Below are 22,020 nucleotides of genomic sequence, written 5' to 3'. Positions count from 1 at the left end.
GTTTGGAGACTGACCATGAACCAGACCTCTATTGCCATGCCGATGCTGATATCACGCCATATCGTCTCCGATATCTGTGTTGCCCTCGTTGATCCCCGCGTGCGGTTTGGAGACTGACCATGAAGCTCAATCCGGTTACCTTGAAAAAACTCAAGCGCTTCAAGTCGATCAAGCGCGGTTACTACTCCTTCATTATCTTCACCACCCTGGTGCTGCTCTCCCTGTTGGCGGAGCTGCTGGTCAACAGCCGGGCACTGATGGTGAGCTATCAGGGCCAGCTGCACTTCCCCACCTATGGCGATGTGATCCCCGGTCAGCAGTTCGGGCTCGATTACGAGTACGAAACCAACTACCGCCAGCTCAAGGCCAAATTTGCCGCAGAGGGCCAGGGCGACTGGGTACTGCTGCCGCCGGTGCCCTGGAACCCCTACGAGCAGGATTTCAAGGAGGATGCCTACCCGCCCTACGCCCCCAGCGTGGCCGAGCGCCACTTCCTCGGCACCGACACCAGCGGCCGCGATGTGCTGGCGCGACTGGTTTACGGCTTTCGCATCGCCATCGGCTTTGCCTTTATCGCGCTGGCGGCCAGTTACGCCATCGGAGTCACCATCGGCTGTCTGATGGGCTTTCTCGGCGGCCGCTTCGACCTCATCCTGCAACGCTTTATCGAGATCTGGTCCCAGGTGCCGTTTCTCTACGTCATCATGATCCTGGTGTCGCTGGCCAAGCCCAACTTCGGCCTGTTTGTCGCCATCAACGTGCTGTTCGGCTGGATGGGGATCACCTGGTATATGCGCACCCTCACCTACAAGGAGCGGGCACGGGACTATGTGATGGCAGCGCGGGCGCAAGGGGCGACCACCGGGCGGATCATCTTCAACCACATCCTGCCCAACACCCTGATGATGATCGTCACCCTGGCGCCGTTCGCCGTGGTGGGCAATATCTCCACCCTGACGGCGCTCGACTATCTTGGCTTCGGGCTGGCACCGCCGACCCCGAGCTGGGGGGAGCTGCTCTCCCAGGGCATCAACAATCTGGATGCCATCTGGATCGTCAGCTCGGTGGTGGCCGCGGTGAGTCTGGTGCTGATCATGGTCTCCTTTATCGGCGAGGCGATCCGCGAGGCGTTCGATCCGCGCAAATTTACCCGTTACCAATAAGCCAGCCGATGCCAGCGCATCGGCAGGCGTCGGGTAACGAACAGTGATTAATGAAGGACGGGCCGCAGCCATCGGCGGTCCCGGGAGCAAGGGATAATCCCGTTATCAATCAAGACCCCCAGTGCAGGGGCCAGACCTGGAAGTCAAACATGAAAAATAAAATCAAATGGATAGGTGCTCTCTTTGTGCTGGTAAACGGATCCTGGGTCTGGGCGGCCAGCCTGCCCGCGGATCTCAAATGGGAGACCAATGAGACGGATCCTGTGTTCGCCTCCCCCAAGGCACTGCCGGGCGGCAGTCTCAATATGTTTGTGGAGAGCTTTCCGCTGACGTTCCGCACCGTGGGGCCTGACTCCAACGGATCGTTCCGCTCCTTTATTCTCGATAACCAGTTGCGACTCATCAGCTTCCACCCCAATACCGGCAACCCCATTCCGTCGCTCGCGACCCACTGGGCCATCGCGCCAGACAGCCAGACCGTCTACTTCAAGCTGGATCCCCGCGCCAAATGGTCGGATGGCAAGCCGGTCAATGCCGATGACTACACCTTCGGCTACGAGATGATGCGCTCCAAACACATCAAGGGGCCCTGGTTCAACAACTACTACACCACTGAAGTGGTAGCGGTAGAGAAGATCGATGATCACACCATTATGGTCAAAGCGGGCAACCGCAAGGCCAAGATGGACCTGCTCAACACCACCGAGCTGTGGCCCCAGCCCAAGCACTACTACAAGCTGACCCCCAACTGGGTGAAGCAGTACAACTGGGCCGTGGTGCCCACCACCGGCCCCTACGTGATCAGCGACGTCAAGAAGGGCAAGTCGGTCACCTTCAGCAAACAGAAGGATTGGTGGGCAAAAGACGATCGCTACAACCAGCACAGATTCAACATCGACACCATCAAGGTGCAGGTGATCCGCGACCACAACATCGCCTTTCGCCACTTCCTGAAAGGGGAGATCGATACCTTCGAGATGATCCTGCCCAACTGGTGGCATGAAAAAGCGGTCACCCCGGAGTACAAAAAAGGCTACGTGCAGAAGGTAATGGCCATGACCGACACCAAACAGGGCGGTCAGGGGGTGCACCTCAATGTGGCCAACCCCAAGCTGGCGGACGTGAACGTGCGCCTCGGCATCCAGCACGCCTTCAACATCGACAAGATGATCGAGACCGTGCTGCGCGGCGATTACGACAGAGCCACCACCTTCGACTCGGGCTTTGGCGAGTTCACTGACATCACGCTGCCGGAGCGGGCTTATGACATCGGCAAGGCGCGGGAGTACTTTGCCAAGGGCGGCTACAACAAGCCGGGGCCGGACGGCATCCTGCAAAATGAGAAGGGTGAGCGGCTGACGCTGGCGCTCACCTACACCAGTCAGGAGCACTCCAAGCGACTGACCGTGCTGAAAGAAGAGGCCAAGAAAGCGGGTCTGGATCTGGAGCTCAATCTGGTGGATGGCGCCACCGGCTTCAAGGTGATGCTGGAGAAGAAACACGAAGCGGCCTGGCTCGGTTGGGGCGGCGGCGGTCTCTATCCGCAATATTGGGAGTTTTTCCACTCCGCCAACGCCAACAAACCGCAGACCAACAACCTGTTCAACGTGGCTGACAAGGAGCTGGACGCGCTGATCGACGCCTACAACGTCGAATTCGACATGGCCAAACGGGCCGAGATCTCCCGCCAGATCCAGCAGCGCATCTATGATCTCGCCATCTTCGTGCCCGGGGTGCAGCTCAACTATGTACGGGCCAGCAGCTGGCGTTATGTGATGCTGCCGGAGGTGCCTGCCACCAAGAACACGCCGGATCTGCTCTACTGGCCGATGGACGGTTATCCTCATAGTAGTGGCGGTTTGCTCTGGCTCGATCCCAAGGTGAAGGAAGAGACCCGCAACGCCAAGGAGGCAGGGGAGGCGCTGGCGCCCATCAACCTGCTCGACAAGACCTATGCACGTCATTGATATTCAGGCCATTGCGAAGGGAGCAGCCGTTATGCCCAACACCCAGGCCTCCATTCTTGACGTACCGGATAACGGGGGGGAGTTCGCCGTTGATAGCGGCCAGCACCCAGCCCCAATCCTCGAAGTACGCGATCTCGAAGTGGAGTTCGCCGTCGACGACGGCAAGATCAAGGTGCTCGACGGGGTCAGCTTCAAGGTGGCCCCGGGTCAGACTCTGGGGATCGTCGGCGAGTCCGGCTGTGGCAAGAGTGTCACTTCACTCGCCATCATGGGGCTCTTGCCCAAACCCCATGGTCAGGTGGTAGCCGGCTCCATCCGCTTTCAGGGGGAAGAGCTGCTGTCGCTTGCGCCGGATCAGATGTACAAGGTGCGCGGCAACCGCATCTCGATGATCTTTCAGGAGCCGATGACGGCCCTCAACCCGGTGCAGACGGTGGGGGAGCAGCTGATGGAGGTGTTTCGCCTCCACCGCCCCGAGTATGACAAGGCCCAGCGCAAAGCCGCGGCCATTGCCATGCTGCAGAAGGTGGGGATCCCGGAACCGGCCCAGCGCTTTGCCGTTTACCCTCACAACCTCTCCGGCGGTATGCGCCAGCGGGTGATGATCGCCATGGCGCTCTCCTGCGAGCCAGACCTGCTCATCTGCGACGAACCGACCACGGCGCTGGATGTCACCATTCAGGCCCAGATCCTCGAACTGATGAAAGAGCTGCAGGCCCAGACCGGGATGGCCATCATCTTTATCACTCACGATCTGGGGGTAGTGGCGGAGCTGTGCGACGAAGTGGTGGTGATGTACGCCGGGCGGGCGGTAGAGCAGGCCGACGTGTTCGAGCTGTTTGACCACCCCCGTCACCCCTATACCCACGGCTTGATGAGCTCGATCCCGCGACTCGAGGATGAGCCCAAGAGCCTGCTCAAGACCATCAAGGGACAGGTGCCAGCCCTGCACGAGATGCCCGCTGGCTGCCGCTTCTCCAACCGCTGCCCCCATGCGACCGATCTCTGCATCAGCGCCATTCCGGCGGTGGAGCAACTCAATCCGCGCCACCATGTCGCCTGTCACTACTGGAAGGAGTTGACCCCATGAGCACTCTGTTATCGGTCAGGGATCTGAAACAGCACTTCCGGCTGGGAGGCGGGTTCCTGCGCAAGCAATATACGGTTCACGCGGTGGATGGCATCAGCTTCGACCTGAAACAGGGGGAGACGCTGGGGCTGGTGGGTGAGTCGGGCTGCGGCAAGTCCACCCTCGGGCGCAGCCTGCTCAAGCTGTTCGAGCCGACCGCGGGCACCATCACTTTCGAGGGGCGCGATATCACCGCCCTCAGCCCGAAGGAGATGCGCTCCCTGCGTCAGGAGATGCAGATGGTGTTTCAGGATCCTGCAGAATCCCTCAACAGCCGCCACACCGTGGGCCAGATCCTGGAGGAGCCCTTTATCATCCACGGTAAAGGCAACACTGAGCAGCGCCGCGGCTGGGTGCAGGAGTTGCTGGCGAAAGTGGGCCTGCCGGGCAGCGCGGTGGATCGCTACCCCCACGAGTTTTCCGGCGGTCAGCGCCAGCGGATCGGCATCGCCCGCGCCATCGCCCTCAAGCCCAAGCTGCTGGTATGCGACGAGGCGGTCTCGGCCCTCGATGTCTCGGTGCAGTCGCAGATCGTCAACCTGCTGCTCAGCCTGCAGCGGGAGATGAACCTCTCCATCATCTTCATCGCCCACGATCTGTCGGTGGTCAAACACATCTCGGATCGGATTGCAGTGATGTATCTGGGACGGATCGTCGAACTGGCGGATGCCCAGTCGCTCTATCTGGCGCCGCGCCACCCTTACACCCAGGCGCTGATCTCCGCCATTCCGGTACCGGACCCGCGCAGGCGCAGCCAGCGCATTTTGCTGACCGGCGATGTGCCCTCCCCCATCTCGCCGCCAAGCGGCTGCCACTTCCACCAGCGCTGCCCCCATGCGACCGAGTTGTGCAAAAGCAAGGCGCCCAAGCTTGAGGCGTGTGATGAGGCCCATCATCAGGTGGCCTGTCACACCCCGCTCGCTGTTGGTAGTCACGCCATCAGTGACAACGCCATGAGCGGCGACAGCAGGCTGGAGCAGGCAAGCTAGGCGCAGCGAACAAACCCCAGGGTAGAAACAGACGAGGCGGCCATCAGGCCGCCTCGTGCTATCGGGTCACTCTTGCAATATCGAGCCACTGCCGCAGCTTGTCAGGCAATCTGGTAACGGCCGGGCTTGTGGTTGAGTGTCAACACCAGATTACAGATAACCGCCGCCACGATGGAGAGCGCCAGGATCCAGGGCTGCACCACGAAAAACGAGGCGACAACAATGGCGCAATCGAGCCCCATCTGCAGCTTACCCGCCCGGATGCCAAAGCGATCCTGAATAAAGAGCGCCAGAATGTTGAAGCCCCCCAGACTCGACTTGTGACGGAACATAATGAGCAGACCCATGCCAATCAGAGTACCGCCGATCAGCGCCGCATAGAGGGGCTCTATCTTGCCGATCTGCAACACCCCGTTGAGGTGATCGGTCATGTAGGAGACCGCCGCCACCGAGACAAAGGTGTTGAAGGTAAAACGTGGCCCCATCCGCAGCCATGCCAGCGCATAGAAGGGCAGGTTGATGCCGAAAAACAGCAGGCCGAAGCTGATGCCAGTCACCTTTTGCAGCAGCAGTGCCAGCCCGGCGGTGCCGCCGGTAAGCAGGCCAACCTGATGAAACAGAAAGATGCCGAGGGAAACAAAGCCGGCCGCCGTCAGCAGGGCCAGCACATCCTCATAAATAGGATGGGCAGTGCGAATCGAGGTGTTGTCCATAACCTGTATCCAAGCGAAGTAAAGAGAGAGTGTCTGTCGCCTGCCGTTGCGGGCGGGCTGCGAGCCCTGTCCACAGGGCTTCGTTATGGGGTCCAGTCTATTTTTTGTGAAAAGGATCACAACAGTCAGGCTGAACGCCCCATTCTGGTGCCTGTCATCTGGCATTGACACTCGCTGCACCAAGATGCAGCATGCCGCGCCAACAGAGGCGGTTTGCCATGGCACAAACGCGCCGGCTCTGCTACAAAGCGCGCAGCCCCCTTTTCCCATCACCGTAAGGAGCCCCATGATCTACACAGGACCCCAACCATGACGTATCTGGTCACCGGTGTCGCCGGTTTTATCGGCTTTCACGTGGCCAGCCAGCTGTGCGCCGCAGGTCATCAGGTGGTGGGGATCGACAACCTCAACGACTACTACGAGGTGAGTCTGAAAGAGGCGCGGCTGGCACAATTGGCCAGTTATCCCCATTTCCACTTCGAACGGGTCGATCTGGCGGATCGCGAAGCGATGGCTACTCTCTTTGCCCGTCATGGTTTCGAGCGCGTGATCCATCTGGGGGCACAGGCGGGAGTGCGCTACTCGCTGGAAAACCCGTTTGCCTATGCCGACAGCAACCTCACCGGCATGCTGACGGTGCTGGAGGGGTGCCGCCAGCACGGTATCCAGCATCTGCTCTACGCCTCCTCCAGCTCGGTTTATGGTCTGACCGACCAGATGCCCTTCACCACCGAGCAGCCGGTGGATCACCCGGTCTCCCTCTACGCTGCCACCAAGAAGAGTGGCGAGCTGATGGCTCACGCCTATTCCACGCTCTATGGCCTGCCCACCACAGGGTTGCGCTTTTTCACCGTCTACGGCCCCTGGGGTCGGCCCGACATGGCCATCATCAAGTTCACCCGCGCCATCCTCGCGGGCGAGCCTATCGACGTCTATAACCACGGCGATCTCAGCCGCGACTTCACCTTTATCGACGACATTGTCGAGGGGATCCTCGCCGTGGCCGACCTGCCGCCCCGCCCCAATCCCGATTGGCACGCCATCAAGCAGACTCCTGCCGAGAGCGCGGCGCCCTACCGCATCCTCAACATCGGTCATGGTCAGCCGGTGCGGCTGCTCGACTTTATCGAGACGCTGGAAGAGGCCCTCGGCAAACCCGCCATCAAGCGGATGCTGCCGATGCAGGCGGGCGACATGCACGCCACCTGGGCCGACAGCGAGCCCCTCCACACCCTCACCGGCCTGCGCCCCACCACTTCCATCAAGGAGGGGGTCGCCGCGTTCGTCCGCTGGTATCTCGACTACTACCAGCCCGACGCGTGAAATTGCCGGGCTGTAGCCCTTGGTCGCCGATGAGTTAATCCGGTACCACTGGCTTGCCACGCGTTTTAGGATGGCTGAACGCACTGTCTGCGCACCATAGCGAGGATTTGAGATGCAACAACAGGAACAGGGTCTGATCGATGGACTGTTCGACCGCCTCAAGCAAGCGCAAGCCAGGGATAGCAAGCGAGACCAACAAGCGGATCAGCTGATCCGCCAGCATCTGGCAGAGCAGCCCGATGCTCCCTACTACATGACCCAGGCGCTGCTGATCCAGCAGGCTGCCCTTACCCGCCTCAACGAGCGAGTCAAGGAGCTGGAGGCAAGCCAAAGCAGTTCGAGCGGCGGCAGTTTTCTCTCCGGCCTGTTTGGTGGCGAGAGCACTCCGCCCCCGCGCTTCACGCCGCCACCGGCAACTGCGCCTGCCCAACCCGCTTCCCGTACCAGCTCCTTTCTCGGTGGCGCCCTGCAAACCGCAGCCGGAGTTGCCGGTGGAGTCATGCTGGCCGACATGATCGGCGGACTGTTTCACAGCAACCGGCCCGAGGAGATCATCGACATCATAGAGCCAGCGCCCATTGCCAATCCGGTCGATGCAGAACCGGTACGCTGGGACGGCTGGGATTCACCTCCCGATGATGGCGGCAGTTTTCTCGACGACGATAGTCAGAGTGGCGGCTGGACCGACAGTGACGATAACAACGGCGGTTTCTTCTAACCGTTACACAACCACAGGCCCCGCATGTGGCGGGGCCCAACTCGATACGAAACCCATGACTATGGAAAGTGTGATGACACCACGGACCGGCAGCGGCATGACGCGATATAATCACTTCGCTTCGTGCCACCCGGGAGACACTCCCGACCCCAGGCGCTCTGTCCGTGGCCACGCAACACCCCCATGACGACAAGGAGCCACCTCATGATCCGAACCCTTCTCCTGATTGGCGCCGCCATCGCGGCCTATGCCCTGACCCAGAACCACACCCTGCTTCCCCTTATCAGCATGTTGATCCTGCTTTCGCTCTGGGTTGTCAGCGAAATTGGCAGCTTCTATCGCGCGCTTCCTCCCGCCGACCTGGATGAGCATGAGTATCACCACGACTTCTAACCCGATGAAAAATGGTATGAAACTCTCGCAATGCCGTTAGTTCCATACCATTTTGCTCTCTGAAATCCCCCCGCTATAACAACAGGATCCACTGCTTTCATGGCGATGGCAGCCATGTTCCTCTATATCTTCTCTACTCAAGCAGGAGATAAACGATGGGGAAGATCAGCGAAAACGGACTGTTTTTGCTGCTTTTTTTGTCGTCGCTACTGGCGGGCATTCCGCAGACGGCACAGGGCAGGGATTTCAGACAAGCCCCCAGGGCAATGACAGCGCTCAGGCAGGGGCAAGCAGCCCAGCACAGCGGCAATCTGCAAAAGGCGATAGCCCTCTACTGCGTAGCCGCCAGCACCGGCAATCCCGAAGGTTACTTCCGGATCGGGCGTCTGCTCGCCACCGGCCCTGCCTCGGTGCGCAGCGCGAAAATGGCCAACAGCTATCTCGCCATGGCGATGCGCCTTGGCAACCAGCAGGCCAGCCGCTACTACAACCCGCGGGTCGGCAATGCCCCCATGGGCGATCAGTGCGGTGTCGGCATGCGTGGCGGACAAGGGAGTTATTTCGCCCTGCCCAGCACACCGTTCAATGTCGAGGCCTATCTGGCGCGCCAGTCACCGGGCAAACAGAAGCTGGCCACCATGCTGCGCCACGCAGCCAAGCGCCATCAGGTCGATGTGCGGCTGGTGCTGGCCATCGCCATTGCCGAATCCAACCTCGAAAGCCGCGCCGTCTCCGCCAAGAATGCGCAGGGGGTGATGCAGCTGATCCCCGAAACCCAGCAGCGTTTTGGTGTCACTCAACCCTTTGATCCGGCACAGAACATCAAGGGTGGCGTCAGTTATCTCAAGTGGCTGGATCGCCGCTTCGATGGCAACTGGGTTCTGATCTCGGCAGCCTACAACGCAGGTGAGAAGGCAGTTGAGCGCTATGGCGGTATACCGCCCTATGACGAGACCCGGGAGTATGTCAAACGGGTGCTCTACTTCGCTGGTCACAAGCAGCCCTGAACCTGTTCGACTAGCCGCACGCTATTGACAAAAAACGCACCACCATTTGCGCAATCGTTTTCCTTTCGGTAGGATCCGGCGCTTTCTTGCCAGACCAACAGGTATCCCATGAATTTCATCAAACGTTGCTCGCGCCTGCTCACGCTGTTTGCACTCTTTTCCTCCTCTATCATGGCGGCCACTCCGGCGCCAGCCCCCATCCTGATCCAGGGGGCAATGGACGTCGAAGTCGAGACGCTGGTGGCCGCCCTCAAGGACAAGCAGGAGCTGACCGTAGGCGCCTGGACCTACTGGCAAGGCACCCTCTCGGGTTATCCGGTAGTTGTCTCTCGCACAGAAGTGGGGCTGGCCAATGCAGCTGCTGCCACCACTCTCGCCATGGAGCGCTTCCATCCGCGCCTCGTCATCAATCAGGGCACGGCTGGCGGCCATGACCCGGCGCTGCACCGGGGCGATATCGTTATCGGCACCAAAAGCTTCAATATGGGGGCCTATCGCAGTGATCTGACGTCGGCCGAGCAGGGTGTCGACCCGAGCAAATGGCACAACTTCGATGTCACCATGCGCCTGCGCGACAACGGCAAGCTGGTGGAGCACTCCTCCTTTGCCGGCGATCCCGAGCTGGTTGGCCGCGCCCTTGGCATGGCCGACCGTTATCGCCACGGCCGCGTAGTTGCCGGCATCATAGGCACTGCCGATGAGTGGAACCGGCAGGTGGCCCGCATCAACTGGCTGCATCAAACCTACAACACGGCCGCAGAAGAGATGGAGACCTCCTCCGCCGCGCTGGTAGCCGAGGCCTACAAGGTGCCATTTGTCGGGATCCGGGTGCTCTCCAACACCGATCTGCATGGCGAGGAGTTCGATCCGCAGACCGCCATCCACTGCCAGCAGTTCGTCATTGATTACGCAAAAGCACTCATCAACAGCTTCAACAAAGCCTGATGAGCCAGAGAGGCCGCTACTATGGCGACCTCTCTGCTTTGTAATCTCTATCAGACGGGACGTACCCCACGCTCTCTTCCTCAGCCGATATCAACTCTCCGGACATGCCCTGCGCCCATAGTGGCGGTAGTAGCCCACCAGATTGCTGACCAGAAACAGCCCCTCCATCAGCGCGGCGACCGGTGAGCCCACCAGCAGGTTGTTGACCAGCCAGCAGAGGGTACCGAGCAGCATCCAGCGCCGCAGTTGGCGATCATCCGGGCAAAACGCGGCCCGGGTTTGCAGCAGGCTGGCCAGCAGCCCGATCAATGAGAGTACGCCCTGATAGGTCGCCAGCGCAGCCGCACAGGCCAACCCCATGAAAAACCACATCAAGATGCGCCTAACCAGCCAGATACTCACCAGAAAGCGCACGCTGGCCAGCAGCAACAGGCAGGCGGCCGACCACTGCCCGAGCAGGGCAAAGTGGCCGGCATTGAGGGCGCAAGAGAGGGCCAGACAGGCCAGGATCCTGCGGCGATCCCGCAACTGAAACGACAACAGATCGAGCAACAAGGCCAGGCTCACCACCAGTTGCGACCACAGAAATAGCGACATCATCCACCCCTCGTCCGTCATTTGGATGACGCAGCATGAAGTGGCAACCGGCAGGTGGCATTAACCCGTGTTAATGCGCCTGCGGATCCGTGACAGGGTGACCGGGCTGATGCCGATGTAGTTGGCGAGCTGTACTTGGGTCAGTCGTGCAGGCCAGTGGGGGAAGATGTGGCAGAGCTCCCGATAACGCTCTTCGGGGGAGTGGAGCAGCAAAAACGCCTCCTTGCGCTCCTTGTAACCGAGCTGCTGGCGCAGCAGGGCCATGCAGACCGGCTGCCAGACGGGCTCATCCAGCAGGGTGAGCGGCACCCGCACCACTTGCAGATCCGTCAGCGCCTCCAGCTGATAGCGGGCGGGCGACCCGGTGAGCCAGCTGTCGTAAAGCAGGCAAAGCTCCCCTTCGAAGTAGAACTCCTTGCAGCGCTCCTGCCCGTCCCGGGTGTAGTGGCAGGCACGGGCGATGCCCGTTTCGATATAGAAGGCCCCCTCCTGTTCGGCCCCTTGCGCCAACAGCACCTGACCGGCGCGCAGCGTCTGCCGTGGCAAACGCTGACAGAGGGCTTCGCTCAGGGCGGCGTCCAATCCCATGGCACACAAAAAGGTGGCAAGCAGGGGGGCTTGAGGAGATGGGTTCATGACGGCTCCGGAACAAAACGGCAGCCCATATCATGCCCAAATTGCACGACTGGTGCAGCAAGGCGTGACCCTGTTGGCAAAGGGGGGACATAGCCGGGTGCCGCCTTTGCCCCCCCTCGTCCGTTGGTTTACAATCGACGGGTTTTTTGGAACCCGGTTGACCTGTGTCGACCTGGCCCCACCACGACATCAGTCTGTTAATGCCAAGACATTAACCTGCTGAAAAGGAAGAGAATTAGCCAATGGCTCAATTTATTTACACCATGAACCGGGTCGGCAAGGTAGTGCCGCCCAAGCGTCATATTCTCAAGAACATCTCCTTGAGCTTCTTCCCGGGCGCCAAGATCGGCGTGCTGGGTCTGAACGGCGCCGGTAAATCGACCCTGCTGCGCATCATGGCAGGCATCGACACCGAGATCGAAGGGGAAGCCCGTCCGCAACCCGGCATCAAGATTGGCTACCTGCCGCAGGAGCCGAAGCTGGATCCGGAGCAGACAGTACGCGAAGCGGTCGAAGAGGCCGTTGGCGAAGTGAAGCGCGCCATGGCCCGGCTGGACGAGGTCTATGCGGCCTACGCCGACCCGGATGCCGACTTTGACAAGCTGGCCCGCGAACAGGGCGAGCTGGAAGCCATCATCCAGGCTCAGGGCGGCCACAACATGGAAAACCAGCTGGAGCGGGCGGCCGATGCCCTGCGCCTGCCGGCATGGGATGCCAAGATCAAGCACCTCTCCGGTGGTGAGCGCCGCCGTGTGGCACTGTGCCGTCTGCTGCTGGAAAAGCCGGACATGCTGCTGCTGGACGAACCGACCAACCACCTGGATGCGGAATCCGTGGCCTGGCTGGAGCGCTTCCTGCACGACTACGAAGGCACTGTAGTGGCCATCACCCACGACCGTTACTTCCTCGACAACGTGGCGGGCTGGATCCTGGAACTGGACCGCGGCGAAGGTATCCCGTGGGAAGGCAACTACTCCTCCTGGCTGGAGCAGAAGGACGCCCGTCTGGCGCAGGAAGCAAGTTCCGAAGCTGCCCGTCGCAAGTCCATCGAGAAAGAGCTGGAGTGGGTTCGTCAAAACCCGAAAGGGCGTCAGGCCAAGTCAAAGGCCCGTATGGCTCGCTTCGAAGAGCTCAACACCAACGACTACCAGAAGCGCAACGAGACCAACGAGCTGTTCATTCCGCCCGGACCGCGCCTCGGCGACAAGGTGGTGGAAGTGGCCAACCTGCGCAAATCTTACGGTGATCGGGTGCTGATCGACGATCTCTCCTTCTCCATTCCGAAGGGTGCCATCGTCGGCATCATCGGCCCGAACGGTGCCGGTAAGTCGACCCTGTTCCGCATGATGTCGGGTCAGGAGCAGCCGGATTCCGGCACCATCACCCTGGGTGACACCGTGGTGCTGGCCTCTGTGGATCAGTTCCGCGACAGCATGGATGACAAGAAGACGGTATTCGAAGAGGTCGCTGACGGTCAGGATATCCTGCGCATCGGCAACTACGAGTTCCCGAGCCGGGCTTATATCGGCCGCTTCAACTTCAAGGGTTCCGACCAGCAGAAGCGGGTTGGCGAACTCTCCGGTGGTGAGCGCGGTCGTCTGCATCTGGCCAAGCTGCTGCAGACCGGCGGCAACGTGCTGCTGCTGGATGAACCGACCAACGATCTGGATATCGAAACACTGCGCGCCCTCGAGAACGCCCTGCTGGAGTTCCCGGGTTGCGCCATGGTCATCTCCCACGACCGCTGGTTCCTCGACCGCATCGCCACCCACATCCTGGACTATCAGGACGAGGGCAAGATCGAATTCTTCGAAGGCAACTTCACCGAATACGAAGAGTGGAAGAAGAAGACCTACGGCGCCGAGGCCATCCAGCCGCACCGCGCCAAGTACAAGCGCATCGCCAAGTAAGCTGTCAGTCGGTACAAGCCGTACCATCGCAGCTGCGACCAACGTCACAAGGGGAGCTCCGGCTCCCCTTTCTGTTGTCTTTTGGCTTACAATCCTAGACGGATGCCTTTGCATGGATGTAGCACGATGACGACCCCCATAGAGAAAAAACTCACCATCCAGATCCGGGTTGAACCGGGTTGCCTCGGGCCGGATGGCAAGGAGCACATAGAGACCTTCTGTGCCGCTGCCGCCAAGATTTTTGCCGCCGTGGATCCCGAGCTGGTGAGCTGGGTGCTGATCCCCCGCTACGACAAGCAACTGCCGGAGCAGGAGTTCTTTATCGAGGGGCGCAAGCTGACCGAAGAGCAGGCCATCCTCTTTCTGCGCCGCTTCGGCCGCGAACTGGGTGAGGTACAAGACCGACTCGACTCGGTGCTGGCCCAGCTGGTCGAGCGCTACTTCAAAACCCTGTAAGCCCCCAATTTTCGATAAAAGGTTCTCTGCTGAGAACCTTTTTTCATGCTCAAAAAGCAAACGTTTGAATTTTTGCTCTATTCATTGATCTGCTTCGCAGATCCGGGGTTTGTAAACGGCGCCGCCTGTGTAAAAATGTGCGCGCTGTCACGGTATCAGGACGAGTCTGGTTACTTAACCGCCAGAAACAGGGCAATTTACCCCGCATGGATGGGATAGCCCGTTCCCCTGCTGCTTATTTCACGTCACCTATTGGAATCCAACATGAATCAACAACACCAAGCTGCCAATCAGGCCGCCGGGCAAGGATTGCTTGAGCGCCTGTTTGCCCTGCAAGGCCATGGCACTACCGCCCGTACCGAAGTGATTGCCGGTATCACCACCTTCCTGACCATGGTCTATATCGTGTTCGTCAACCCGCAGATCCTCTCTGCGGCGGGCATGGACACCCAGGCCGTGTTCGTCACCACCTGCCTCATCGCCGGTATCGGCAGCATCCTGATGGGCCTGTTGGCCAACCTGCCGATCGCGCTGGCCCCCGCCATGGGCCTCAACGCCTTCTTCGCCTTCGTGGTGGTCGCGGGTATGGGCTACTCCTGGCAAGTGGGCATGGGCACCATCTTCTGGGGTGCCATGGGTCTGTTGATCCTCACCCTGCTGCGGGTGCGTTATTGGCTGATCGGCAACATCCCGCTCACCCTGCGGGTCGGCATCACCGCCGGTATCGGTCTGCTGATCGCCCTGCTCGGCCTGCACAACGCAGGGATCGTCGTGGCCAGCCCTGCGACTATGGTGACCGTGGGCAACCTCACCTCCCTGCCCTGCCTGCTGGGTCTGCTCGGTTTCTTCCTGATCTGCATCTTCTCCGCTCGCGGCGTCCACTCCGCCGTGCTGATCGCCATTGTGGTCACCACGGGTCTGGGCTGGCTGTTTGGCGAGGTCACCTTCAAGGGCTTTGTCTCCATGCCCCCCAGCATCGAACCGGTGTTCGGCAAGCTGGATCTGATGGGCTCGCTCGATATCAGCCTCGCCGGGATCATCTTCTCCTTTATGCTGGTCAACCTGTTCGACTCCTCCGGCACCCTGATCGGCGTCACCAACCGCGCCAAGCTGGCCGATGACAAGGGCCACTTCCCGCGCATGAAACAGGCGCTGATGGTTGATAGCGTGAGCTCCGTCGGCGGCGCCTTCATGGGCACCTCCTCGGTTACCGCCTTTATCGAGAGCAGCTCCGGCGTCGCCGTCGGCGGCCGTACCGGTCTAACCGCCATCGTGGTCGGCCTGCTGTTCCTGCTGGCGATCTTCTTCTCCCCGGTCGCCGCCATGGTGCCGGCCTATGCCGCCGCTGGCGCCCTTATCTATGTGGGCGTGCTGATGTGCTCCGAGCTGACCCGAGTGAAGTGGGAAGATCTGACCGAAGCGGTACCGGCCTTTATGACCGCCGTCATGATGCCGTTCAGCTTCTCCATCACCGAGGGGATCGCAGTTGGCTTTATCTCCTACTGCGTGATGAAGGCGGGCACCGGCCGCTGGCGCGAAATCAACCCCTGCGTGCTGGTGGTTGCCCTGCTGTTCGTCCTCAAGTTCTTCTGGGTCGATAGCCACTGATAATGACCAGCGCAATCCGATGGGCTCCCGACAGGGAGCCCATTTTTATTTGCCGGATCATGCTTCTCGCCCCTGCGCTGTGACGCGGGGGCCCGACAGTGCTAGATTGGCAGCCAGCTTTTTATCCGGCAGTTTCGTTAATCACAAGGACGGCAACCGTGGCCCAGCACTCTCCCTCTTTCTCCGCCTTCTCCCCCCTGCTGCAGGAGCTGGCCCAGCGCCATTGGCAACGGCTGATTGAACTGGCCCCCGACTACGGCACGCAGCCCGAGCCGGTGCACCAGACCCTGCTGACCCTGCTCGGTCTCTCCGATTTTGTCGCCGATTCCCTCTTCAAACAGCCTGAGTTGCTGACCGAGCTGCTCGCCTCCGGAGAGCTGGAGCGCTCCGAACGCTGGCCCACCTACCAGCATGATCTGGCCGCCATGCTCGCCGAGGTGGACGACGAAGAGGCGCTCAAGCACATCCTGCGCCAGTTCCGTCGCAGCCGCATGCTGGTGATCGCCTGGCGCGAGCTGCTGGGTCACGCGGCGGTGGAAGAGAGCTTTATCCACCTCACCAGACTGGCGGATGCGCTTATCTGCGCCGCCCGCGACTGGCTCTACGCCAAGCAGTGCGGCGAGCTGGGCACCCCGATGGACGGCAACGGCAACCCGCAGCCGCTGCTCATTCTCGGCATGGGCAAGCTGGGGGGCGGCGAGCTCAACTTCTCCTCGGACATCGACCTTATCTTCACCTTCCCCGAGAACGGCTACACGGTCGGCGGGCGACGCGAGCTCGCCAACCAGCAATTCTTCATCAAGCTGGGCCAGCGCATCATCAACGCCCTGCACCAGAGCACGGTCGACGGTCAGGTGTTTCGGGTCGATATGCGCTTACGCCCCTTTGGTGACGCGGGGCCGCTGGCCATCTCGTTTGCCGCCATGGAGGATTACTACCAGCACCACGGCCGCAACTGGGAGCGCTACGCCATGGTCAAGGCGCGGGTGCTGGGGCCCCAGTGCGAACATGCGGTAGAGCTGGCCGAGATGCTGCGCCCCTTCGTGTTTCGCCGCTATATCGACTTCGGCGTCATCGACGGCCTGCGCCAGATGAAGGCGATGATCGCCGCCGAGGTGCGCCGCAAGGGGCTGGAGGGCAACATCAAGCTGGGGGCTGGCGGCATTCGCGAGGTGGAGTTCATCGCCCAGGCGCTGCAACTTATTCGCGGCGGGCGTGAGCCGGCGCTGCGGGTGCGCCATCTGCCAGAGGCGCTGGCCGCCATCGCCCAGTGCGGCGCCCTCGAATCTACCCATTGCAACCGCCTGCTGACGGCCTACCGCTTCCTGCGCCGGGTCGAGAACATCTTGCAGGAGATCGGCGATCAGCAGACCCAGACCCTGCCCACCGAGGAGCGGGATCGCCAGCGGCTCGTCGCCGCCCTCGGCTTTGCTGACTGGGGCGCCTTCATGGCTCATCTGGACGAGGAGATGGCGGCCGTCCATCAGGAGTTTGCCGCCGTGGTGGGGGAAGAGAAAGAGGCCCCCGCCCATCTGGAGCAACTCTGGCTCGATCTGTGGCGCACCGAGCTCGACGCCGCCGAGTTGGAGCAGCTGCTGACCGCGCAGGGGGTGGCCGAGCCCGTTCCGCTCTGCGGTGCCCTGCTGCGCTTCAAGGAGGAGTACAAGCGACGTCAGGTAGGGCCGCAGGGGCGCATCGCGCTGGACTGGCTGATGCCGGAGCTGCTGCGACTGGTGGTCGCCAGCGAGCAACCTGCCCGCCTGTTCGAACGGGTGTGCGAGCTGCTGACCCGCATCTTCACCCGCAGCGCCTATCTGCAGCTGCTGGCGGAGAACCCGGGCGCCCTGCGCCAGCTGGTGCGGCTGTGCGACGCCAGCCATCTGGTGAGCGAGCAGCTGGCCCGCTACCCCATCCTGCTGGACGAGCTGCTCGATCCCCAGCACCTCTATCACCCCACCCCGCTCGATCAGTACAAACCCCAGCTGCGCCAGTTCCTGCTGCGCATCCCCGAAGAGGATGTGGAGCAGCAGATGGAGGCACTGCGCCAGTTCAAGCAGGTGCAGCTGCTGCGCATCGTGGCGGCCGACATCGCCGGCGCCCTGCCGCTGATGAAGGTGAGCGACCACCTCACCTGGCTGGCGGAGGCGATCACCGAGGAGGTGGTCAATCAGGCATGGGCCCAGATGAGCGAGCGCTACGGGGTACCGCCCGAGGTGGCGGTGAGCGGTCAGCGCGGCTTTGCGGTAGTGGCCTACGGCAAGCTCGGCGGCATCGAGCTCGGTTACGGCTCGGATCTCGATCTGGTGTTCCTGCACGGCGGCGACCCCAACAGCTACACCGACGGGCGCAAACCCATCGACAGCCGCCAGTTCTACCTGCGCCTGGCACAGCGGATCCTGCACCTGTTCAGCACCCGCACCCCCTCCGGCATTCTCTACGAGATCGACATGCGGCTGCGCCCCTCCGGCGACTCCGGCCTGCTGGTCTCGTCCCTCTCGGCCTATGAGCAGTATCAGCAAAACGAGGCCTGGACCTGGGAGCATCAGGCACTGGTGCGGGCCCGCCCCATCTATGGCGATGACGCCATCGTTGCCGAGTTTGCCCGCATCCGCCGCGCCGTGCTGGCCAAGGAGCGCGAACTGCCGACCCTGGCCCGCGAGGTGCGCGAGATGCGCCACAAGATGCGGGATCACCTGCTCAAGGCGGGCGCCGGCGAGTTCGACCTCAAGCAGTCCCCCGGCGGCATGGTGGACATCGAGTTCATCGCCCAGTACCTGGTGCTGGCCCACGCCTGCGGTGAACCCGAGGCGCTCACCCGCTGGTCCGATAACGTGCGCATCTTCGATGAGTGCGTGCTGGCGGGGGTACTCACGCTGGAGCAGGCGGAGGGGCTCAAGCACGCCTATCTGGAGATCCGCAACCTCGGCCATCGCCTCAACCTCTCGGAGATCTCCCGCAAGGTGAGCGACGACCAGTTACTGACCGAACGAGGCCATGTGCTGGCAGTCTGGCAACTGCTGCTGGGGGAGTAATTCCCGCTAGCGGCAATGAAAAAGGGCCCGCACGAGGCGGGCTCTACATGGAGATAAAACGAAAGGCTGGGGCTATTTGAACAAGCCCTTGAGCAGCTGGTCGGCCACCCCTTTGACGGCCTCGTTGTCGGCCTTGTCCCCCAGCAGCTTCTTGAGGCCGCGTTCGGCCTCCTTGCGCGCCTTCTCCTCCAGCAGCTTGTTGTTGCTGAGCAGCGCCTTTACGTCGAGCTGGTAGCTGGGCGCCTGCCAGTGGCCGCCGATCCGCACCGGAATGGTGATCTCCTTCAGCTCGTCCACATCCTTGCCCCCCTGCCCCTTGCTGCTCTCGACAATGGAGGTGAGGAACAGGAAGTCGAGACTCTCCGGCACCAGCGCCATCTGCCCCTCCCCCTTGACCCGCAAGGCCGGGGCAAAGAGCTGGATGTCGTTGCTGCGGGCGATGCCGTTGGCAATCTGGAAGCTGGCGGTCAGGGCGCTGAAGTCGGTCTTGCGCGCCTCCTTCACCTGCTCGGCCCCCTTGCCGGTGAGGGTAGCCCGCGCCTCGCGAATCATCTCCGGCAGGTTGATGCCATGCAGGGCACCGTCGCTCAGTTTCAAGGTAACCTTGCCCTGCATCCCGTTGCGCAGTGCCAACTCAGAGAGACCACGCCCCTGCACCTGCACATCGAGATCGCCCTTGCCCTCCAGCAGATCACTCTGAGCCAGAGTCTGCAACAAGGGGCGAATGTTCACTCCGGCCACCTGCTTGTGCACCTTGTAGGTGGCGGGCTGCTGGCGCGCGTCGAGTACCCCGTTCGCATTTACCTGACCGCCTGCCACGGTCGCGCTGAACTGTTTGAGCGTCAGCAGTCCCTTGGCCAGAGCCACCTGCAGATCGACGGCGCCAAGATCCAGCCCTTTCAGACGCAGGCTGCCGAGTTGCAGCCGACCATCCAGATCCACCCCTTTGAGCGCACCCAGATCCGGTTCGACCGTGGAAAGAGCTTCGCTCTTGCCGCTTACCGCTTTACTACCACCAGCTGCGGCATTTGAGGCACCAGCCGCCGGTTTGCCCTCTTTCGCTTGTGTTGGAGTGGCCGGTGTCGAATTGGCGAGCCATTTGTCGAGATCCAGCGTCTCCCCCTTGAGATCGAAGCTGATTGCGGGAACAGCGCCAAGCTGCACGCTTCCATCACCACTCAGCAGCGCCTCATCGGCACTCATCACCAGCTTGCTCAGGGTAATCAACTGCTTGTCGAGCTCGGCACGGGCAAACCCGGCCAGTTTCAGCTTCATCTGCGGGCGCGGCAGCGCATCACCATCCAGCGCTGCCGTCAGCAGCACATCGGAGAGCTCGGCCAGCTTCATCTCTTTATCGAGCCGTCCCTTGAGCGTTCCTTCCAGCGAGCCAGCCAGTAAAGCTTGCTGCCCCTCTACCTTGGCTCCTTTCAGCGCCAACGTGAGGTTGCTCCACTCACCAAGAGCCAGTCGGTCTCCCTTGATGGAGAAACTGTCGAGTCGCAGGGACGGGTAACTCAGACTGCCACTGAGGCTCAAGTCTTTCAGTTCGCTGGCCATCACCTCCTGCGCCAGCTTGACCTGGGTCTGCCCTTTAACATCGAAATCGAGCTTGTCGGCACTCCCCTTGGCGGCCAGCGTCACAGGTACCCACTGACCGGTGGCCAGCTGCCCCATATCGAGATCGAGGCGATCCAGTCGCAGCGAGGTGCCGGTGCGATCATCCTGCACCAGCGCACTGGCCTGGGAGAGCGCCACACCCTGCAAACTGATCTGCCAGGGCTTGTTATCAGCGGTTGGCGCAGGAGCTGCGGGAGCGACCGGTTCGCTTGTATCAGCAGTGGCATCCTTGAACAGTTCGCTCAGATTGGAGCTGCCATCCGCCTTGGTCTGGATAAAGAGATGGGCGCCACTCAGGGTCACCTTGCCGATCTCCAGTCGATGGGAGAGCAGCGACAGCAGGGCTACCGAGGCCTCGCCCTGCTCGAAACGGACCAGATCCGGCTCGGCAAAACCGGCCGGATTGCGCAGAGCGACCTTTTCCAGCGAAAGGCCGAGACTCGGCCAGAAACGCCAGTCAATCTCCCCCGCCATCACCAGTTCGCGGCCCGTGCTCTTGCGCACCTGTTCAGCCAGTTGGGGCTTGAATTGATTGGGGTCGATGAGGCTTATCAGCGTCACTATGGCCAGCAAGGCCGCCACGGCGATGCCGAGCAAGATGAGAACTATCTTCTTCACGATATGCTCCTTGAATCCGGATCCACTGCAGACTATACCACTCACCGTCTGACGAATGGCGTCTGCGGGACAAAAGTGGACAAGGATGAGACAGGGATGGTCGCTGCCAATCCCCATATCATCAGCAGGGATCAGGCTTGCAAAGGGGATTGCTGCAACCGAGCCATCGCGGAGCGCGTCGACTCGAAAGCAAAACGGGGCAAGGGGATATCGCTGATCTTCAGCCACTGACAGGCGGCCACATCGTCAGCCGGCTGGATGACAGGTTTTTCGCTCAGCACGATGGCAAAGAAGGTGTCACAGGTGTGATAGGTGATGCCATCGTAGGGATAGATATTGGGGAATGAGCCAAGATAGGTGCAAGGATGAGCGCTAACATCGAGCCCCAGCTCCTCCTGCAACTCGCGCACCAGCGCCACCTCCAGCGACTCGCCGGGATCGACAAATCCTCCAGGCAGATCCAGCAACCCTTTGCCCGGATTGCCGGCCCTCACCGCAACCAGCACCTCATCCTGCCAGCAAAGCGCCACCATCACCGCCGTCGCCACATTCTGGAAAAAATGAAAACCGCAGCCACAGAGAAACTCTTTGGGGCTGACGCTCTGCAGGGTTTGACCGCCGCATTTTGGACAAAACATGGGCTATCTCCGACGAAATAAAGCGCCATTTTACGCTTTCTGGGCCATTTTTTATGAGTGAAACAGACGGGGATGATTGGAAATTCAAGAGGAGGGGAATAAAACGGGGCAATTATCAGGCTATTTGCTGAATTGCTGGCAATAAAAAACCCCGCTCATTGAGCGGGGCTTCTTGTATTGGGTGCCTGGCAGTGTCCTACTCTCGCATGGCGAATGCCACACTACCATCGGCGCTACCGCGTTTCACTTCTGAGTTCGGCATGGGATCAGGTGGTTCCACGGCGCTATGGCCGCCAGGCAAATTCTTCAATCTTGGAAAGCTGACGTGAATAACGATGTTGCTTGTGGCTTGTCGTTATCACTGAATTAGTAGTTCGCTTAGGTTTGCTACAAGCCTTAGAACACTTCTTGGGTGTTGTATGGTTAAGCCTCACGGGTAATTAGTACGGGTTAGCTCAATGCATCGCTGCACTTACACACCCCGCCTATCAACGTTGTGGTCTCCAACGGCCCTTTAGGACCCTCAAGGGGTCAGGGATGACTCATCTCAGGGCTCGCTTC

General features: G+C 60.9%; 18 protein-coding genes and 2 rRNA genes. 13 read left to right on the top strand and 7 right to left on the bottom strand.

What is annotated here, in order from left to right; translation table 11 throughout:
- The first annotated feature begins 119 nt into the window (after window positions 1-119).
- The 4 genes from G5171_RS20050 (at window position 120) to G5171_RS20035 (ending at window position 5,248) form a co-directional block, all read left to right on the top strand.
- Entirely contained in the window at window positions 120-1,163 is a 1,044-nt protein-coding gene (locus tag G5171_RS20050) for an ABC transporter permease (RefSeq protein WP_021230406.1), read from the top strand.
- A gap of 149 nt (window positions 1,164-1,312) precedes the next feature.
- Complete coding sequence (locus G5171_RS20045; RefSeq protein WP_421260646.1) at window positions 1,313-3,130, top strand: extracellular solute-binding protein; 1,818 nt, start codon at window positions 1,313-1,315, stop codon at window positions 3,128-3,130.
- A gap of 31 nt (window positions 3,131-3,161) precedes the next feature.
- Window positions 3,162-4,220, top strand: a complete 1,059-nt coding sequence (locus G5171_RS20040; protein ID WP_216979407.1) for an ABC transporter ATP-binding protein — start codon at window positions 3,162-3,164, stop codon at window positions 4,218-4,220.
- The gene (locus tag G5171_RS20035) at window positions 4,217-5,248 is read left to right on the top strand and encodes an ABC transporter ATP-binding protein (RefSeq protein ID WP_139428792.1); all 1,032 of its coding nucleotides are present in this window, start codon (window positions 4,217-4,219) and stop codon (window positions 5,246-5,248) included. The genes G5171_RS20040 and G5171_RS20035 overlap by 4 nt, the downstream gene beginning before the upstream one ends.
- A 101-nt stretch (window positions 5,249-5,349) precedes the next feature.
- Here the strand turns inward: G5171_RS20035 and G5171_RS20030 are convergent, their stop codons facing one another.
- Window positions 5,350-5,961 carry a YitT family protein gene (locus G5171_RS20030; RefSeq protein WP_005349421.1) on the bottom strand — a complete coding sequence of 204 codons (612 nt, stop codon included), beginning with the start codon at window positions 5,959-5,961 and terminating at the stop codon, window positions 5,350-5,352.
- A 309-nt stretch (window positions 5,962-6,270) separates the two neighbouring features.
- Between G5171_RS20030 and G5171_RS20025 the strand changes: the two genes are divergently transcribed.
- From G5171_RS20025 to mtnN, 5 genes are all read left to right on the top strand, one after another.
- The gene (locus tag G5171_RS20025) at window positions 6,271-7,284 is read left to right on the top strand and encodes an NAD-dependent epimerase (RefSeq protein ID WP_421260645.1); all 1,014 of its coding nucleotides are present in this window, start codon (window positions 6,271-6,273) and stop codon (window positions 7,282-7,284) included.
- Between the two features lie 112 nt (window positions 7,285-7,396).
- Window positions 7,397-8,002, top strand: coding sequence for a DUF2076 domain-containing protein (locus G5171_RS20020; RefSeq protein WP_421260644.1), 606 nt, complete (start codon window positions 7,397-7,399; stop codon window positions 8,000-8,002).
- A gap of 204 nt (window positions 8,003-8,206) precedes the next feature.
- Window positions 8,207-8,395 (top strand): hypothetical protein, encoded by a 189-nt coding sequence (locus G5171_RS20015; RefSeq protein WP_033114101.1) that lies wholly within the window; start codon window positions 8,207-8,209, stop codon window positions 8,393-8,395.
- 155 nt (window positions 8,396-8,550) lie between these two features.
- Window positions 8,551-9,402 carry a lytic transglycosylase domain-containing protein gene (locus G5171_RS20010; RefSeq protein ID WP_421260643.1) on the top strand — a complete coding sequence of 284 codons (852 nt, stop codon included), beginning with the start codon at window positions 8,551-8,553 and terminating at the stop codon, window positions 9,400-9,402.
- Between the two features lie 108 nt (window positions 9,403-9,510).
- The gene (gene mtnN, locus G5171_RS20005) at window positions 9,511-10,347 is read left to right on the top strand and encodes a 5'-methylthioadenosine/S-adenosylhomocysteine nucleosidase (protein WP_219269622.1); all 837 of its coding nucleotides are present in this window, start codon (window positions 9,511-9,513) and stop codon (window positions 10,345-10,347) included.
- 90 nt (window positions 10,348-10,437) lie between these two features.
- Here mtnN and G5171_RS20000 read toward each other — a convergent pair whose 3' ends face one another.
- Entirely contained in the window at window positions 10,438-10,947 is a 510-nt protein-coding gene (locus G5171_RS20000; protein ID WP_185227670.1) for a YgjV family protein, read from the bottom strand.
- A gap of 57 nt (window positions 10,948-11,004) precedes the next feature.
- Window positions 11,005-11,580 (bottom strand): Crp/Fnr family transcriptional regulator, encoded by a 576-nt coding sequence (locus G5171_RS19995; RefSeq protein ID WP_421260642.1) that lies wholly within the window; start codon window positions 11,578-11,580, stop codon window positions 11,005-11,007.
- A 242-nt stretch (window positions 11,581-11,822) separates the two neighbouring features.
- Between G5171_RS19995 and ettA the strand changes: the two genes are divergently transcribed.
- The 4 genes from ettA (at window position 11,823) to glnE (ending at window position 18,586) form a co-directional block, all read left to right on the top strand.
- Window positions 11,823-13,490: an energy-dependent translational throttle protein EttA gene (ettA, locus tag G5171_RS19990; protein ID WP_216979416.1), complete on the top strand. Its 1,668-nt coding sequence runs from the start codon at window positions 11,823-11,825 to the stop codon at window positions 13,488-13,490.
- A 126-nt stretch (window positions 13,491-13,616) separates the two neighbouring features.
- Entirely contained in the window at window positions 13,617-13,946 is a 330-nt protein-coding gene (locus G5171_RS19985; protein ID WP_216979417.1) for a hypothetical protein, read from the top strand.
- A gap of 264 nt (window positions 13,947-14,210) precedes the next feature.
- A complete protein-coding gene (locus G5171_RS19980) occupies window positions 14,211-15,554 on the top strand; it encodes an NCS2 family permease (RefSeq protein WP_421260641.1) in 1,344 nt (447 codons plus the stop codon).
- Window positions 15,555-15,712: 158 nt separating this feature from the next.
- Window positions 15,713-18,586 (top strand): bifunctional [glutamate--ammonia ligase]-adenylyl-L-tyrosine phosphorylase/[glutamate--ammonia-ligase] adenylyltransferase, encoded by a 2,874-nt coding sequence (gene glnE, locus G5171_RS19975; protein WP_421260640.1) that lies wholly within the window; start codon window positions 15,713-15,715, stop codon window positions 18,584-18,586.
- 72 nt (window positions 18,587-18,658) lie between these two features.
- On the opposite strand, the gene G5171_RS19970 is transcribed toward glnE, so the two are convergent.
- The 4 genes from G5171_RS19970 to G5171_RS19955 all read right to left on the bottom strand — a co-directional run.
- Entirely contained in the window at window positions 18,659-20,821 is a 2,163-nt protein-coding gene (locus G5171_RS19970; RefSeq protein WP_421260639.1) for an AsmA family protein, read from the bottom strand.
- A gap of 131 nt (window positions 20,822-20,952) precedes the next feature.
- Window positions 20,953-21,459 (bottom strand): NUDIX domain-containing protein, encoded by a 507-nt coding sequence (locus tag G5171_RS19965; protein WP_421251626.1) that lies wholly within the window; start codon window positions 21,457-21,459, stop codon window positions 20,953-20,955.
- A 183-nt stretch (window positions 21,460-21,642) separates the two neighbouring features.
- Window positions 21,643-21,757 (bottom strand): 5S ribosomal RNA (gene rrf / locus G5171_RS19960).
- A 121-nt stretch (window positions 21,758-21,878) separates the two neighbouring features.
- Window positions 21,879-22,020, bottom strand: a 23S ribosomal RNA gene (locus G5171_RS19955); the annotation flags it as partial.

Source organism: Aeromonas sp. 600774, from assembly GCF_049175075.1.
Lineage (GTDB): Bacteria > Pseudomonadota > Gammaproteobacteria > Enterobacterales > Aeromonadaceae > Aeromonas > Aeromonas veronii_A.
The sequence above is the reverse complement of the archived record's forward strand: the minus strand, read 5'-3'. Positions and strand labels throughout refer to the sequence as shown.

Coding starts and splice junctions, on each gene's coding strand:
- G5171_RS20050 (WP_021230406.1), top strand. CDS start 120: ATGAAGCTCAATCCGGTTACCTTGAAAAAACTCAAGCGCTTCAAGTCG.
- G5171_RS20045 (WP_421260646.1), top strand. CDS start 1,313: ATGAAAAATAAAATCAAATGGATAGGTGCTCTCTTTGTGCTGGTAAAC.
- G5171_RS20040 (WP_216979407.1), top strand. CDS start 3,162: ATGCCCAACACCCAGGCCTCCATTCTTGACGTACCGGATAACGGGGGG.
- G5171_RS20035 (WP_139428792.1), top strand. CDS start 4,217: ATGAGCACTCTGTTATCGGTCAGGGATCTGAAACAGCACTTCCGGCTG.
- G5171_RS20030 (WP_005349421.1), bottom strand. CDS start 5,961: ATGGACAACACCTCGATTCGCACTGCCCATCCTATTTATGAGGATGTG.
- G5171_RS20025 (WP_421260645.1), top strand. CDS start 6,271: ATGACGTATCTGGTCACCGGTGTCGCCGGTTTTATCGGCTTTCACGTG.
- G5171_RS20020 (WP_421260644.1), top strand. CDS start 7,397: ATGCAACAACAGGAACAGGGTCTGATCGATGGACTGTTCGACCGCCTC.
- G5171_RS20015 (WP_033114101.1), top strand. CDS start 8,207: ATGATCCGAACCCTTCTCCTGATTGGCGCCGCCATCGCGGCCTATGCC.
- G5171_RS20010 (WP_421260643.1), top strand. CDS start 8,551: ATGGGGAAGATCAGCGAAAACGGACTGTTTTTGCTGCTTTTTTTGTCG.
- mtnN (WP_219269622.1), top strand. CDS start 9,511: ATGAATTTCATCAAACGTTGCTCGCGCCTGCTCACGCTGTTTGCACTC.
- G5171_RS20000 (WP_185227670.1), bottom strand. CDS start 10,947: ATGATGTCGCTATTTCTGTGGTCGCAACTGGTGGTGAGCCTGGCCTTG.
- G5171_RS19995 (WP_421260642.1), bottom strand. CDS start 11,580: ATGAACCCATCTCCTCAAGCCCCCCTGCTTGCCACCTTTTTGTGTGCC.
- ettA (WP_216979416.1), top strand. CDS start 11,823: ATGGCTCAATTTATTTACACCATGAACCGGGTCGGCAAGGTAGTGCCG.
- G5171_RS19985 (WP_216979417.1), top strand. CDS start 13,617: ATGACGACCCCCATAGAGAAAAAACTCACCATCCAGATCCGGGTTGAA.
- G5171_RS19980 (WP_421260641.1), top strand. CDS start 14,211: ATGAATCAACAACACCAAGCTGCCAATCAGGCCGCCGGGCAAGGATTG.
- G5171_RS19965 (WP_421251626.1), bottom strand. CDS start 21,459: ATGTTTTGTCCAAAATGCGGCGGTCAAACCCTGCAGAGCGTCAGCCCC.